Below are 14539 nucleotides of genomic sequence, written 5' to 3'. Positions count from 1 at the left end.
AGAAAAGGCTTGCTGCATAATAGTAATGTATCCTTCCATTTTTGTATTTCAACACAAGAAACGGATTGTTTTATAACCGCACATACAGGTAAGCGAATTTTTAACAACAGAAGCTGTTGCATCCACGGATGATAGTTCAACAGCATCTGACGCTTCTTCCGGTCAGTCTGGAGACCAGAACGCTCCATCCGATTCGAATGGTACTCCACCGAAAAAACCGGACGACGACAATGCACCGGAAGATTCCAATGGCACTCCTCCTGATAAGCCGGATGGTGACAACGCAGGTCAGCTCGGCAGTGGATTTGGCGGTTCAAGCGAAGTAACTCAGTGTAATAGCGCAAATACGATTGATTCCGCCGGAACCTACAGCAACGAATCTTATACCTCTACCGGCGATGATGAGAACGCTCTCCGGGTGGATGGTGCAACTGTTACGATCAAAAATGCAACCGTCACTTCTTCTGCCCAAAACGGAAACGGTGTTGAAGTAAATTTCTGAAACTATATACAGTACGCAAAGTATTTTTTGCTCAAATTATATACAGTGCGCAAAATAACCCGCTTCATAATTTAACCAGCTTGGAAGCGCTACATTTCTTCTAACAGTTCTTGTATCAATTTTTCGTCTATATTCTGCCGAATCAACATCCACAAAAGAAACAATGGTCTCACCTTCTTCAGCAAATGTTCCACTACTAATATCTAACTCTGTTATTCTGGATGGATCAGGAATATCCTCTTTATCATCCTCCATGGATATACATTTCAATTCAATAGCATCACGAGCCATATCAATGGCTTCGTTCATATCCCTTCCCTCTGTCAAAATATCGAAATCTGGAACTTCAACTAATATATTTTTTTCTGTCTTTGTAAAATAAACTGGATATACATTTCTCATCCTTATTGCCTCAAGTTGTCTAATTAAATCCGATCTTTTCACCCAGTATTATCCCTCCTTATAATATTATTTATACACAACAATTGTGTAATGTTAATATATTTTCGTTCGTTCAATTCTTCCATCCTCTATCCTGTACCGGATCGGACACCGCATCGCAACCTTTGGATCATGCGATACGATAATGATCGTTATCCCCTGTCTGTTTAGTTCCAACAATAAATCCATAAGACTATCGGTATTTTCAGAATCTAACGCTCCTGTCGGTTCATCTGCAATGATTACTTTTGCATCCATTACCAATGCTCTGGCGATCGCAACCCTCTGTCTTTGTCCACCGGATAACTGATTTGTCTTTTTTTGCTCTAACCCTGAAAGCCCGACAGCCGACAATATTTTCTTTGCTTTATTTTCAAATTTGCGATTATATCGTCCTCCGATCACTTCGGGCAGACATACATTCCGCAGAACTGTATCGTTTCCAAGAAGTCCAAAATCCTGCATGATCATCCCTATCTTTTGATTGCGTATTCTGCATCTTTCTTTATCAGACATATCAGAAACCAGTTTCCCACAAAAACGATATTCCCCTGAACTCGGCGAATCAATTCCTGCAATAATATGCAGCAGAGTTGATTTTCCGGAACCGGAAGGTCCGGTAATGGCAACCATATCCCCCTCTTCTATTCTCAGATTAATATCCTTTAATGCATGCGTCTCGGTTGCTTTTCCTGCATTATATATTTTTTCAATCTTTTCTAATTCGATCATATCAGTCACCACCCTTTAATAATTCGATCTCTGCCTGTTTTCCGGTTTGCCGGAATCCCATCCATATGCTCAATAGCAGAATGAACAAAAGCACACCTGCTGAAAATCCATAACTAAATATCCCTGTGTATCCGTAACTCTCCTGTATTTTTAATACCGTTTTTGTAAACCATGGATATAAAAGTGCCGCTATTCCAAATGACACTGCCAGCAAAATTGCACCGGATGAGAAAATAACCGCTATCATCTTCTTTCTTGTCATTCCTAATATATAAAATACTGCAAACTCATTTTTCTTCTGTGCGATCATAAGATACAGATACCCGCCATATCCAAATACTGCGATCAAGGTCAATAAAGCAAATGCAAGCACATACCATGCATTTTCTTTCAGCATATTCTTAAAAGCTCCTGCTGCTATCGTCCGATAAGTATTTAAAGTTCCATAATTTCTCATTTTGCTTTGCAAAGAGGTTGCCAGATTTTCTCCCGATATATGTTCATCCGGTTCTATCAGGAAATTAACATTTGTCAAACGAGCAAATAATTCATCCATAGCCTTGCCAAATACAATAAATCTGTATTCCGATAAATCTTTCGACGGAACTGCCATATCTCCCAGTTCCATGATATCTCCATAACTGAAAACCACAGGAACCGCACTGTCTTCCTGTAAGATACCTGCCACCTCACACGGTATTTTTATCGTATCATCAAAAGCAAGATTGATTTCTGTCTTTGTTCCAACCGGTAATTCCTCTGCCATAGAACTGCTGACCAATATCGGAACATATCCTTCCGATACATTTTTCAACGCCGCCGATTCCGTATTTAACCGGATAACATCTAACATTTCACTCGAATATAAAACCAGATTTGCACTGCTCATCTTCCCATCCGTCTGCATATAAGTACCATTTTCAAATGCACAACGATCTACTTTTTTCACACCGTCCGACTCCCGCAGCAGCTCATAAATCTCTTTTGCCGCAGCTCTATTTCCTTTCATCTCTTGTTCATATATCAAATTATTTTTACTAAAATGCACCATAGAATCGAGGTCTGATACATATGCCGCCCTTAATTGTTTTTTCTCCATTAAATATGAATCAACCGGTTTTAATACAACAAACGACATTTCTAACATACATATTAATTGAACAAATAAAACAAACTCCCCCCATAACCTTTTTGTATATAAATACCTGCATATCCGAAGAAAATTCATACGATCTCCCCCTTTGTATATAAACGAACGACTTTTCCCATTGGTCTTAACGTACATAATATCGAAAATCCAAACATAACAGCTAATATATATATCAGGCTGTCAGACATTGGGAATGCATTTCCATAGACATATTGAAGTAATGGAAATGTAAGATATTGCAGAATAATCGCAATGATACTGCCAACGCCATAATATAAAAGCCAGTGTCCATATATCAATAACATGCACCGTACTTTTGGCATCCCGCACAACCACAAAACGGTGATCTCTTTTTTATAAGTTGTGATCCACTCTGCCATGAGTCTGATCACTGTTATCCCGGCGATCATACACAAAAGAAATGCAAGTATTTCATATTGCGTCCGTCCTTCTTCCAGCACATCATCGGAATTGCTATCGGGTAAATATACCTGCATCGATGGAAACATATCCTGTATTTTTTCTGCATATTTCTGCAAATCCTCATAAGATGCATAATTGAATTGCGCCAGTATCTGTTCCGGTTGAAATTCTTCTTTATAACATTTATATGGGATCAACATATATTGCATTTTCTCACCGGCTTCTTCCCCTAAAATGTCGATCTGTGACTGTGATGATCTGGCTGAAGCGAAAGACCATGGAACGATCCAGCCCATACCAATTACTTCATATGTATGCTCTCCTGCCTCAAAACTTCCGCTTCCGGCTATTGCATTTTTCATATTATCAGATACAAAACCAACATATTCACCTGCTACCTGTTCCTCTTTGTTAAAAAAATTTCCTGAAGTGATTGGAAACCAATTGTTTCCTTTTGTTCCATCCCAGCCTACCAATATTTTTTTACTTTCCAATCTTGTGAAATATAATACATTTACCATTCCTTTTTTTGAGATGCTGTTCAGATATGCAGACAACTCATCCATATTTACACCGTTTTTCCCGTCTATATCGATCGTCAGAGATGCTTCCGTATTGCTGCAGGTAGCCAACTGATATTGTCCAACTGCCAACCCCAGCATGATACTGATGCAATATACACATATGACAACGCCTGACAATAACAACCCGGATATGACAGGATTCATGCTTATGTGTTTCTTTAATACATGTCCGAATATCATAGATATGCCCTCCTTCCTAAATAACCATGCAAGTAAATGATTTTGCAGCCACCTCTCACCCCGTACACCTGAAAGATCATCCCTTGCAAGTAAATGATTTTTCATCATCATACCATCTACATTCCCCTGTTCAAGGCACGCCGGCGCAAACAACATCCTGCCGGATGCAAACAACATACGGAAATGAAATTATAGTCTTCACAGCAAAGGCTGGTATGTTACAATAAATATTGTAGAAGTGTAGATTTATCGAAAATGAACACAAACGATATGGGAATGCGAGGGGATATTTTTGAGTGACTATATTGTAGAATTTATTATAAATATCTGGGTATCATTTCTTTTTCTGATACTTGCAAATGGAAAATTAAACCGACGAAACTTGAAATATTCTTATCTGTTACAGATCCTGTCGGTTCTCGTATTGGCAGAATGTGCCTTATTACTGGATGTTATGCAGGCTCCCGTTATCATCAAATCCCTGACTATACTATTGGTCTTACATTACCTGTATACCTGTATATTCTTTACGTTCCAGATCAGCAATCTGTTCTGGGTCGTTATATTCTGCATAGTAGAACTTGCTTCCAAATTCATAGCGACCATATTCCCTGTAGAATGGCTGCACACAGATGCCGATGGGATGCTGACGGATCATGCAGTACAAAGCTCGGTTACGATCCTGTATCTTCTGACCCTTACGGTATTGACATCCATTCTGCTCTGTTTCTCATCCAGAGCCTTCAAGCTCTCACGAACAGAAAAAATAATCTTCGTTCTGTTGTCAGTCTTATGCATCGTGATTGAAAATCTTATCGTTGCCGGTCAGGTAAATATCCATACCGGAAGCCCGGAAACCTATGCAGATCTTCTGTCTGCCATCTGTTTCCTGATCTTGATCTTATTTGTCTCCCTGACAATATACCTGTACCATCTCGGCATAGAACGTGAGAAAAATATCCAGTTGTCCAGACAACAGCTCCTATCAGAAATGGAGCGTAAGCAATACGACCAGATCATCAGCTCCATATCAGAGCTTCGCTATCTGAAGCATGACATCAGCAATCATCTGGACACCCTTCACGCCCTGATGGTAAATCATGCATATCCGGAAGCAGAGGCATTTATCCGGGACCTGACCGCAACCGTAAATAACAACCACTACATTCTTGCGAGTGGCAACTCCACGGTAGACAGCATCCTCACAAATAAACTGATCCAATGTAAATCTGCACAGATTCAGGTTGAATACTCGGTATTTCTGCCGGACAGCATTCCGCTATCGGATATTGAATTATGTTCCTTACTTGGTAATTTATTTGACAATGCCATCGAAGCATGTGAACAGCTTCCGGAAACAGAACAACGCTCGATTGATTTTTCGATGAAACCATTTCAGAATATGCTTTCCATCGTCATAAGCAACCGGACAAATGGAAATTACAGAATAGATAAGAAGAATCATTTCCTATCAACGAAAACCATAGAGGATACACCCGAACATGGATTGGGGCTGTCGAGAATCCAAAGTATTGTAAACGATCATAACGGTATTTTTAACATTCAACCAACGACGGATACCTTTATGATCCAGATATTATTACCACTTAAATGAAAGGATGAACCAATCGGATGAATATAAATATCGCTGTACTGGAAGACATTCCAAAACATTATAAACAATTAGCGGAAGTTATACATAACTGGGCTGAGAAAAAGGAATATGCTGTTTCTGTCAAATGGTTTCACGATGAAACTTCTATTTTAGGATCAGCATTTATGAAAGATTGTAATTTGCTGTTTTCCGATATTGAACTGAAAAATGCCGACACGAATATACCTGCCGATGATCACATCAAAAATGGAATCGATATCTGTACACAATTAAGGAAAAACGGATATCAAGGAAATATTATTTTTCTTACAGCCTTCCGTGAATATGTCTTTGACGGATATCAGGCACAGGCGATCAACTATTTATTAAAACCTGTTTCACCTGAAGCGATCGAGCGTTGCCTGGATCAGTATATTTCACTGCATTCTTCAGACTACTATTGCCTGCATAAGGACAATAACATCACACGGATTCCGTTCAATGATATCATTTCCATAAGCAGGCTGGGGCATGACTGCTGTATCACAACACCTTCCGGCCTATACACAGAACGAACCTCGCTGAAAAACATGGAACAGCATCTGCCCGAACCATTTATACGGTGTCACAAATCCTGCATTGTCAATATAAATCATGTCACTTCCTTATCCGGCTCCACGATCTATCTTGCAAATAAACAGACCCAGACGGTCGGAAGAAATTATCTGGATGACATACGAAAAGCATTGCTGCGAATCGCACAATAAAACAGCACCCTATAAGCATGATACCTTTCAAGCAGTCAATGAAAATAACCAATGTCTGCTCAAAAACGTATCACTGCCCACAGAGTGCCTGAAATAATACATCTTCTACTGATTCTTCACATTCTCCACAAATCTCAGGATCTTCTCCCGGTCTTTGCCGATTCCGGTGTCGTTCTCCACACCGGAGCTGGTGTCTGCACCATCCACATGAGTTGCGGCAAATGCCTCTGCCACATTGTCAGGATTTAAACCTCCGGCAAGAAGGGCAAACTTCTCATCATGTGGAATATCGGAAAGTACAGACCAGTCAAAGATCTTCCCACTGCCCGGTGTCTGTGCATCAAAGATATATCCTTTTACTATATCAGCCTGATGATATTTCTCATAGGAAGACAGATCATGTACATTAAATGCTTTGATAACAGGAATATGGATCTCCTGCAGCAGTTCCTGGCTGATATCCCCATGAATCTGGATCATCTGGATTCCGGCAGCTTTGATCTCCCGGATCTGATCGAGCGTCGGTTCTACCGTTACCGCTACGGATGTGACCGCAGGGTTCAGTTTTTTTATAAGGGAAGATGCTTTTTCTACTGTGATATTCCGCTTGCTTTTCGGAAAGAACATCACCATTCCCATAAAATCCACGCCGGCTTCATTTACATATTCAACTTCCTGTTCTTCTGTGATTCCACAGATTTTTACCAGACTCATAGTTTCTCCATTCTGTCATTTATATGTACGACCTCTTTATCATAGTGGTAGAACAATACTTCTATATAAGAATCGATTATTTACACAGTTCATCTGCCAGTGCATCGATCTGTGCAAGGCTTGCGTCATTTAATGCCGCCTTGATCTGAACTGTTGTATCAGTAAATGTCAGATTCTTGCTGTTTTCAAACATACCCTTCATAACCTTTGCAGCCATTGGAGCCCATGCGCCATTCTCGATCAGACCGATCGTGCGGTTCTGGAAATTACGCTCTGTCAGGTGATTGATGAACTCTCTCATAAATGGGAAAATGTCACCGTTATAGGTCGTTGTTGCAAGCACCAGTTTGCCATAACGGAACGCATCCTCTACTGCCTCTGCCATATCACAACGGGCAAGATCATTGACTGCTACCTTTGGGCATCCCTTCTCGGTCAGCTTCTTTGCAAGAAGCTCTGCTGCTTCTTTTGTATGTCCATAAACAGATGTGTAAGCGATCACTACGCCATCCGTTTCCACTCCATACGATGACCATGTATCATATAAACCGATGTAGTATCCGAGATTCTCTGTCAGAACCGGTCCATGAAGCGGACAGATGATCTGGATATCCAGTCCTGCTGCCTTCTTCAACAATGCCTGAACCTGTGCACCGAACTTTCCTACGATTCCGATGTAGTAACGGCGAGCCTCACATGCCCAGTCCTCCTCTACATCCAAGGCTCCGAATTTGCCGAAGCCGTCCGCGGAGAATAATACCTTATCTGTGCTGTCATAGGTCACCATAACCTCCGGCCAGTGTACCATCGGAGCCATGACAAATGTCAGCTCATGCTTTCCAAGTGATAAGGTATCTCCCTCTTTCACCATCATTCTTCTATCAGCATAATCTTTTCCAAAGAAGTTCTTCATCATGTTAAATGCTGCCGCTGTTGCAACAACTGTTGCTGTCGGATATTTCTCCATGAAATTTGCAAGATTCGCCGAATGATCCGGCTCCATATGCTGAACTACGATGTAATCCGGTGTCCGGCCTGCAAGCTCCGTTTCCAGCTTTGCAAACCATTCATCTGTAAAATTCTGATCCACCGTATCCATAACGGCAATCTCCTCATCCATGATCACATAAGAATTATATGCCATGCCATTTGGCACAATATACTGTCCCTCAAACAGATCGATCTCATGGTCATTCACACCGATGTACTTAATATCATTTGTAACTGTCATTCTTTTCTTCCTCCTGTCATTTCATTTATATATTTTCTGCCTGCAATCACTCTATACACCTGCAGTTTTCTTATAACATATGGTATCAACACAGAACCCGATACAATATGTTCTTTGCATTTTTATCTTATCCGCTTTAATCCACAGACTTCAAGGACTCCGCCATATTGATCCGCTCCAGTCTCACCGACATGAACAGGTTGACACAGCCATTAAAAGCAAACGTCAGGATAATGCTGTACACATAACTAAGCGGTGAAATGTAAGTGTCAAATGAAACCATATCCACACGAATCTGATCCATAACAAAGCTATGCAGAAATACTCCGAGCACCAGACCGACCGCTATTCCGATTGCCGTCAGCACCCAGTTTTCACGGAACACATAAGATGAGGTTTCATTTCTGAAAAATCCAAGCACCTTTACGGTTGCAATCTCCCGGATTCGTTCTGTAATATTGATATTTGTCAGGTTATACAGCACGATAAATGCCAGTGCTGCCGCCGACAGGATAACGACCAGAACGATATAGTCCAGACTCTTCATCATATTGCTGATACGTTCGCGCATATCTCCATTCACGACTACTGCAGAAACTACATTTCCTTTCATAAGATCGGCAGCCACTTCATGTGCATCCATATCAGGCTTCAGATTGAAATAGACGGAATGATATACCGGAGCTTCTCCCATCTGATCCATGTATGTTTCCGGCGACAGATATACATAATTATATACATAATTTTCAAAGATGCCGGAAATCTTTGCCTTGATCTCTTTCATATCACTGTTCCGGATCGTAATGGTATCTCCAACGGACAGATCATACCGGGTTGCCAGAGCACTGTTGATAATCGCCTCATCCTTGCCCGGATAAGCGACCTTCTCATTCTTACTGTTGTGAAAATCCATGTATTTGTCCGAATGCTCCGGTTCCTTCATAATAACCAGATTAATGCTCTTAATGCCATCGGACTCTATCAAATCCCAGCTTGTCTCACCAACAAAATCATAGTCCTGCATATATTTGTCTAATTTATCATACAGATCACCGGCTGCCGCTGATTCCGAACCCGTCTGCGTTGCTTCCTGCTGATCCTTCTGATTTTCCTCAGAAGCTGCATTCGTTTTCTTCACATCATCAACACTCTCTGCAAGGGTCATCGTTCCGTCTGAGATCTGGATCTCATCATACTGACGATCTGCAAAGCCGGCGATCGAATCATTGATACCAAATCCGGTCAGAAGCAGGGCTGTGCATCCGCTGATTCCTATTACCATCATAAAGAAACGCTTCTTATACCGGAAGATATTTCGAACCGATACCTTATGCAGGAATTTTAACCGTTTCCATACAAATGATATTTTCTCAAGAAATACACGTTTGCCCGCCTTCGGTGCCTTCGGCCGCATCAGACCTGCCGCAGTCTCCGACAGCTCATACCGGCAGGTAAACCATGTCGTTCCTACCGAACATGCCAGAGATACCAGCATAGCAATTCCTGCCAGCTTCCAGTCTACAATATATTTTAAGCTAATATTCAGATACATCATATGATATGCTTTCCAGATTACCCGTGGGAATGCATACGTTCCAGCAAAAAAGCCTCCTATACATCCGATAACTGCTGCCAGCCCTGAATAGATCATATATTTGCTCATGATCGTATGCTCACTGTATCCAAGTGCCTTTAGCATTCCGATCATTGTTCGCTGTTCCTCGACCATACGATTCATCGTCGTCATACAGACAAGCACAGCAACCAATACAAAGAACACCGGAAATACCTTTGCTACACCATCCACGATATCGGAATCACTCTCAAAACAGACATAACCGACATTCGTCTCCCTGCCAAGAATATAATAACTGACATCCGGTGCGTCATCTATGGTTACGCCGGCAACCATATCTTCGGTAAGCCCGGTCTGCATCAAAAGCGCCTGATATCGTTTCGTAACACGCTCATGACAGATAGCATCCCATTCATCCTTTTTCTCGTCCATATAGGTATCGTACGCATCATTGTATAACGCATAGTCCTGATCAAACCTGACATAGACGTCAGTGTAGCATTCACAGTCGAATGCTTCCGGCTTCATATATACAAATCCACTTAATTTACCGGTCCCGAGAGTAGTCGTTCCACGTTCAAAATTAATATAAAGGGAGGACTGTACGGTTCCGGTAACCGTAAATTCCCTATAGCGGAGCTTTGTCTCAGTGGCATCACCATTCGTATCTGCCACGGTAATGACATCACCGATTCTCACATCTGTCAGCTTGTCATCCACTACGCATTCATCATCCTCTTCCGGCAGTCTGCCATCCACCAAGCGGATGTCATTCACATGCTCCGGCAATGACAGGGTTTTGAGTGCACGTTCATTATCACCCATACCATCATAAAGCACATCAAATGAATAGCTGCCCTCTGCATACCGGACATCATCCTCACCCGCAAATGCTTCCACATCCTCATCTGTATAGCCAAGAGTAGACACCAGATGCAGATCATAGAATTCCGAATCACTGAGGAAATCCGTAATCGTCTTCACCATAGCCGGCTTGGTCATCTTCAGGCCTGAAAAGAAACCAACACCTAACGCTATGATTGCGAGAATCGCTGCAAACCGTCCAAAACTGTTTTTAATTTCTCGAAATGTCGTACGACGCATCATTGATTTCATAAGACATACCTACCATTCCAGATCTTCTACATTTTTAATGTTATCATTCAGAACAACCTTCTCTACTGTTCCGCTCTTAACTGTGATCACACGATCTGCCATTGCTGTAAGTGCCTGATTATGTGTGATAACGATAACCGTAGTTCCGGTATTCCTACAGGTATCCTGAAGCAATTTGAGTACGGATTTTCCTGTATTATAGTCCAGCGCACCGGTCGGTTCATCACATAAAAGCAGCTTCGGATTCTTTGCAAGTGCTCTGGCGATCGCTACCCGCTGCTGCTCTCCACCGGATAACTGTGCAGGGAAATTTGCCATACGATCCTCAAGCCCTACCTGCTTTAATACCGTTGCCGCATCTAACGGGTCCTTACAGATCTGTGCCGCAAGCTCTACATTTTCCAGTGCCGTCAGATTCTGCACCAGATTATAGAACTGAAATACAAATCCTACATCATATCTCCTGTATGCCGTAAGCTGCCGCTTGTTCAGCCCGGAGATTTCTTTTCCGTCCAGATATACACTGCCGCCGGACAGCGTGTCCATTCCGCCCAGGATATTCAGAATCGTTGTCTTTCCCGCTCCTGACGCTCCAACGATGACACAGAATTCTCCTTTTTCAATCTCAAAGTTCACATCCCGCAGAGCATGGATTTCAACCTCACCGGTCTTATATATTTTCTTAACATCCTTAAACTCAACATATGCACTCATGCCGCCTCGCTCCTTTCTGTTATTCACTTCTAAGTGCTATTACAGGGTCTTTCTTCGCTGCCATCTTAGATGGGATAAGACCGCCGATCAGAGTAAGCACAACACTAATGACCACAAGGATCACCGCACCCTTTACCGGAAGTGAAGATACATTTGGCACATTTACAAATTTCTCTATCACCTTGCTGATCGGGATATTTAACAGCACCGTAACCAGAATACCGATCGCACCGGATACCAGTCCGATAATAAATGTCTCTGCGTTAAACACACGGGAAATATCCTTTTTCGACGCTCCGATACTTCGAAGAATACCGATCTCCTTCGTTCTCTCCAGTACAGAGATATAGGTGATGATTCCGATCATGATCGATGATACGATCAACGAGATAGCTACAAATGCGATCAATACATAAGTGATCGCATCGATGATCTTCGTAACGGAAGATAGCATCAGCCCGATATAATCGGTATAAGTGATCTCGCTGTCTGAATGTGAATCATTATATTTGTCGATCAGATCTGTCAGCTTATCCTTGTCCGCGAATTCTGAACAATACAGGCTGATAACGGACGGCTTTGCCAGATCCGCAAATCCAAGCTTCTCGATATTATCATCATAGGTTGCGGTAGACTGTGCAAAATAGCCCTGTTCCTTTAACATTTCAAATAACTGCTCATCAGACATCTGTGAAATATATGCCTGCTGTTCCTCTGACAGGTTCATAGATGCAACGATCTGCTGCATGTCCACCTGACTCATGTCGATATCTTCTCCGTTTGAAAACGGAAGTCCTGTAAATACATCGGTATCCGGATTGTCAAGCTGTCGTTTTACGATCTCCGATTTTTCATTTTCGGATACAACATACTCTGCAAGTTCAGCGGTATAACCGATCATTCCCGCATCGATCGATGCTGCATAAGAGGATTCGCTCTGACGGATGATACCACAGACCTGAATATCCAGACCTTTGCTGATCACATCTGCCATATAATCTTCATCGGAACTCTTGTCTGCCCATGTTCCGTCTGCATTTTTTTGGTAAATGTCACTCGGCAGAATGAGCTTGAATTTGAGATTTAAAAGATCATCATAGGAGAAGCTCATTTCCTCCGGTGCATCGTAATCTTTACCTGCCATGATCTTCGGAACCATCTCTCCAAGATCAGAAGCATTTCTGACACCTAATGTATATAAGGTAAAATCACTGATCTCGTTATTCTTATCAACGACCAGTACAACTTCATTTTTATTCTGAGGCCAGTGTCCTGCAAGCACATCGTACTGCTGTTCCAACAGCTCCCGATTACTCATTAACTGCTTCCACATATCCATGGAATTATTTCCGTAACTGAATGCCGACATGAAGCCTGAAAGGGATTTCTGGGATTCTTCCATATCGCCAAATCCCATCTCTCGCATCATGATACTTGGATTTACCTGCTGTGTACCGCCTGCTGCATTTTCGTTAAATACATACATCGGAGTATCATAGGTATACTTGATATCACTCACGATATCCTTGAATCCATTTGTATCATCTTCAATATATTTCTTAAATGTTTCCAGATCGTTTTCCTTTACCTCTGAGAGCATGGACACCATCATATCGCCCATGACATCACCGGAGTATACACGATCCGGGTCATGATCACTCAGATCTTCTTCCTTTGTATTACCCGCCATTTCCGAGATCAGGTCAGAATAATCCATTGCCTTTTTCTGGATCTCGATCGGATAGGATGACAGGGTTTCCTCCTGCACATCATTGATATAGCCCTGGAATCCACTGGATAATGACAGGATCAGCGCGATACCGATGATACCGATACTTCCGGCAAATGCCGTTAAAAGGGTTCGTCCTTTCTTCGTCAGCAGGTTATTAAAGCTGAGGGAAAATGCCGTAAATACAGACATAGATGTCTTTCTCGGTGCATATGCTTCTTCTGATTCTTTCGCTTCGTCTTCATCTGAAAATGGTGCGGAATCATCTATGATCTTACCATCTAACAGCTTCACGATTCTTGTAGAATATTTGTCTGCAAGCTCCGGATTGTGTGTTACCATGATGACCAGCTTTTCTTTTGCGATCTCCTTTAACAGCTCCATAATCTGGACACTGGTTTCGGAGTCCAGGGCTCCGGTCGGCTCATCTGCAAGCAGGATATCGGGATCATTGATCAATGCTCTGGCGATCGCTACCCGCTGCATCTGTCCACCGGACATCTGATTCGGCTTCTTATAGATCTGATCGCCCAGACCAACCTTTTCCAACACCTCTTTTGCACGTTTTCTGCGCTCGGATTTGGATACACCGGATAAGGTCAGCGCTAGCTCGACATTTGCAAGAACCGTCTGATGCGGAATCAGATTGTAACTCTGGAATACAAAACCGATCGAATTATTCCGGTATGAATCCCAGTCTCTTGCCTTAAATTCTTTTGTTGATCTGCCATTGATAACCAGATCACCACTCGTATACTGATCAAGTCCGCCTATAATATTAAGAAGCGTTGTCTTACCACAACCGGACTGACCAAGTACCGATACGAATTCATTCTTTCTGAAATTAATGGAAATGCCTTTTAACGCCTTTACCACTTCATCTCCAGTCTGATAGTCCTTCACAATCTTCTTTAACTGAAGCATATATTGTTTCCTCCATGAATTATATTATAAATAATTTTACCATCCCGGTTTTAGCATTTCAAGGAAATGGCGGATTCTTTTATAAATGTTTTACATAATGATAAAATACTACGCCGCGATATCAGGGTTATTATGGCGCAGTATTTTTTTATTTTTATCAAG

Annotated in this window: 12 protein-coding genes; 3 read left to right on the top strand and 9 right to left on the bottom strand. The window is 41.9% G+C overall.

All coding sequences use genetic code 11. The annotated features are described in order from the left end of the window. Positions 1-128: 128 nt before the first annotated feature. Positions 129-326 carry a hypothetical protein gene (locus WKT03_RS01530; protein WP_147340896.1) on the top strand — a complete coding sequence of 66 codons (198 nt, stop codon included), beginning with the start codon at positions 129-131 and terminating at the stop codon, positions 324-326. 212 nt (positions 327-538) lie between these two features. On the opposite strand, the gene WKT03_RS01525 is transcribed toward WKT03_RS01530, so the two are convergent. From WKT03_RS01525 to WKT03_RS01510, 4 genes are all read right to left on the bottom strand, one after another. Beyond that, entirely contained in the window at positions 539-946 is a 408-nt protein-coding gene (locus WKT03_RS01525; protein WP_242996048.1) for a type II toxin-antitoxin system HicB family antitoxin, read from the bottom strand. 51 nt (positions 947-997) lie between these two features. Continuing rightward, the gene (locus tag WKT03_RS01520; RefSeq protein WP_340390814.1) at positions 998-1675 is read right to left on the bottom strand and encodes an ABC transporter ATP-binding protein; all 678 of its coding nucleotides are present in this window, start codon (positions 1673-1675) and stop codon (positions 998-1000) included. A 1-nt stretch (position 1676) separates the two neighbouring features. Next, on the bottom strand, positions 1677-2684 hold the full coding sequence (locus tag WKT03_RS01515; protein WP_340390813.1) for an ABC transporter permease: 1008 nt from the start codon (positions 2682-2684) through the stop codon (positions 1677-1679). A gap of 215 nt (positions 2685-2899) precedes the next feature. Further along, a complete protein-coding gene (locus WKT03_RS01510) occupies positions 2900-4012 on the bottom strand; it encodes an FtsX-like permease family protein (RefSeq protein ID WP_340390812.1) in 1113 nt (370 codons plus the stop codon). Positions 4013-4304: 292 nt separating this feature from the next. Here WKT03_RS01510 and WKT03_RS01505 point away from each other — a divergent pair, with 292 nt between their 5' ends. Together WKT03_RS01505 and WKT03_RS01500 are read left to right on the top strand one after the other, a co-directional pair. Continuing rightward, complete coding sequence (locus WKT03_RS01505; RefSeq protein ID WP_340390811.1) at positions 4305-5627, top strand: sensor histidine kinase; 1323 nt, start codon at positions 4305-4307, stop codon at positions 5625-5627. Between the two features lie 17 nt (positions 5628-5644). Continuing rightward, positions 5645-6373 (top strand): LytR/AlgR family response regulator transcription factor, encoded by a 729-nt coding sequence (locus tag WKT03_RS01500; protein WP_340390810.1) that lies wholly within the window; start codon positions 5645-5647, stop codon positions 6371-6373. Positions 6374-6478: 105 nt separating this feature from the next. Here the strand turns inward: WKT03_RS01500 and WKT03_RS01495 are convergent, their stop codons facing one another. The 5 genes from WKT03_RS01495 to WKT03_RS01475 form a co-directional block, all read right to left on the bottom strand. Further along, positions 6479-7087, bottom strand: coding sequence for a phosphoribosylanthranilate isomerase (locus WKT03_RS01495; protein WP_340390809.1), 609 nt, complete (start codon positions 7085-7087; stop codon positions 6479-6481). Between the two features lie 76 nt (positions 7088-7163). After that, entirely contained in the window at positions 7164-8318 is a 1155-nt protein-coding gene (locus WKT03_RS01490) for an FprA family A-type flavoprotein (protein ID WP_117807821.1), read from the bottom strand. Between the two features lie 136 nt (positions 8319-8454). Then, positions 8455-11010 carry an FtsX-like permease family protein gene (locus tag WKT03_RS01485; protein ID WP_181986507.1) on the bottom strand — a complete coding sequence of 852 codons (2556 nt, stop codon included), beginning with the start codon at positions 11008-11010 and terminating at the stop codon, positions 8455-8457. Positions 11011-11019: 9 nt separating this feature from the next. Then, positions 11020-11724, bottom strand: a complete 705-nt coding sequence (locus WKT03_RS01480) for an ABC transporter ATP-binding protein (RefSeq protein WP_008401792.1) — start codon at positions 11722-11724, stop codon at positions 11020-11022. A 19-nt stretch (positions 11725-11743) separates the two neighbouring features. Further along, the gene (locus WKT03_RS01475) at positions 11744-14377 is read right to left on the bottom strand and encodes an ABC transporter ATP-binding protein/permease (RefSeq protein ID WP_118482873.1); all 2634 of its coding nucleotides are present in this window, start codon (positions 14375-14377) and stop codon (positions 11744-11746) included. Positions 14378-14539: the final 162 nt, after the last annotated feature.

The organism is Coprococcus sp. HCN-4056, assembly GCF_037892645.1.
GTDB lineage: Bacteria > Bacillota > Clostridia > Lachnospirales > Lachnospiraceae > Coprococcus > Coprococcus ammoniilyticus.
This window is presented reverse-complemented; position numbering and strand designations above follow the sequence as displayed.

Excerpts from the sequence above, each read along its gene's own strand:
- WKT03_RS01530 (WP_147340896.1), top strand. The coding sequence starts at position 129 with ATGATAGTTCAACAGCATCTGACGCTTCTTCCGGTCAGTCTGGAGACC.
- WKT03_RS01520 (WP_340390814.1), bottom strand. The coding sequence starts at position 1,675 with ATGATCGAATTAGAAAAGATTGAAAAAATATATAATGCAGGAAAAGCA.
- WKT03_RS01515 (WP_340390813.1), bottom strand. The coding sequence starts at position 2,684 with ATGAAAGGAAATAGAGCTGCGGCAAAAGAGATTTATGAGCTGCTGCGG.
- WKT03_RS01510 (WP_340390812.1), bottom strand. The coding sequence starts at position 4,012 with ATGATATTCGGACATGTATTAAAGAAACACATAAGCATGAATCCTGTC.
- WKT03_RS01500 (WP_340390810.1), top strand. The coding sequence starts at position 5,645 with ATGAATATAAATATCGCTGTACTGGAAGACATTCCAAAACATTATAAA.
- WKT03_RS01495 (WP_340390809.1), bottom strand. The coding sequence starts at position 7,087 with ATGAGTCTGGTAAAAATCTGTGGAATCACAGAAGAACAGGAAGTTGAA.
- WKT03_RS01490 (WP_117807821.1), bottom strand. The coding sequence starts at position 8,318 with ATGACAGTTACAAATGATATTAAGTACATCGGTGTGAATGACCATGAG.
- WKT03_RS01485 (WP_181986507.1), bottom strand. The coding sequence starts at position 11,010 with ATGAAATCAATGATGCGTCGTACGACATTTCGAGAAATTAAAAACAGT.
- WKT03_RS01480 (WP_008401792.1), bottom strand. The coding sequence starts at position 11,724 with ATGAGTGCATATGTTGAGTTTAAGGATGTTAAGAAAATATATAAGACC.
- WKT03_RS01475 (WP_118482873.1), bottom strand. The coding sequence starts at position 14,377 with ATGCTTCAGTTAAAGAAGATTGTGAAGGACTATCAGACTGGAGATGAA.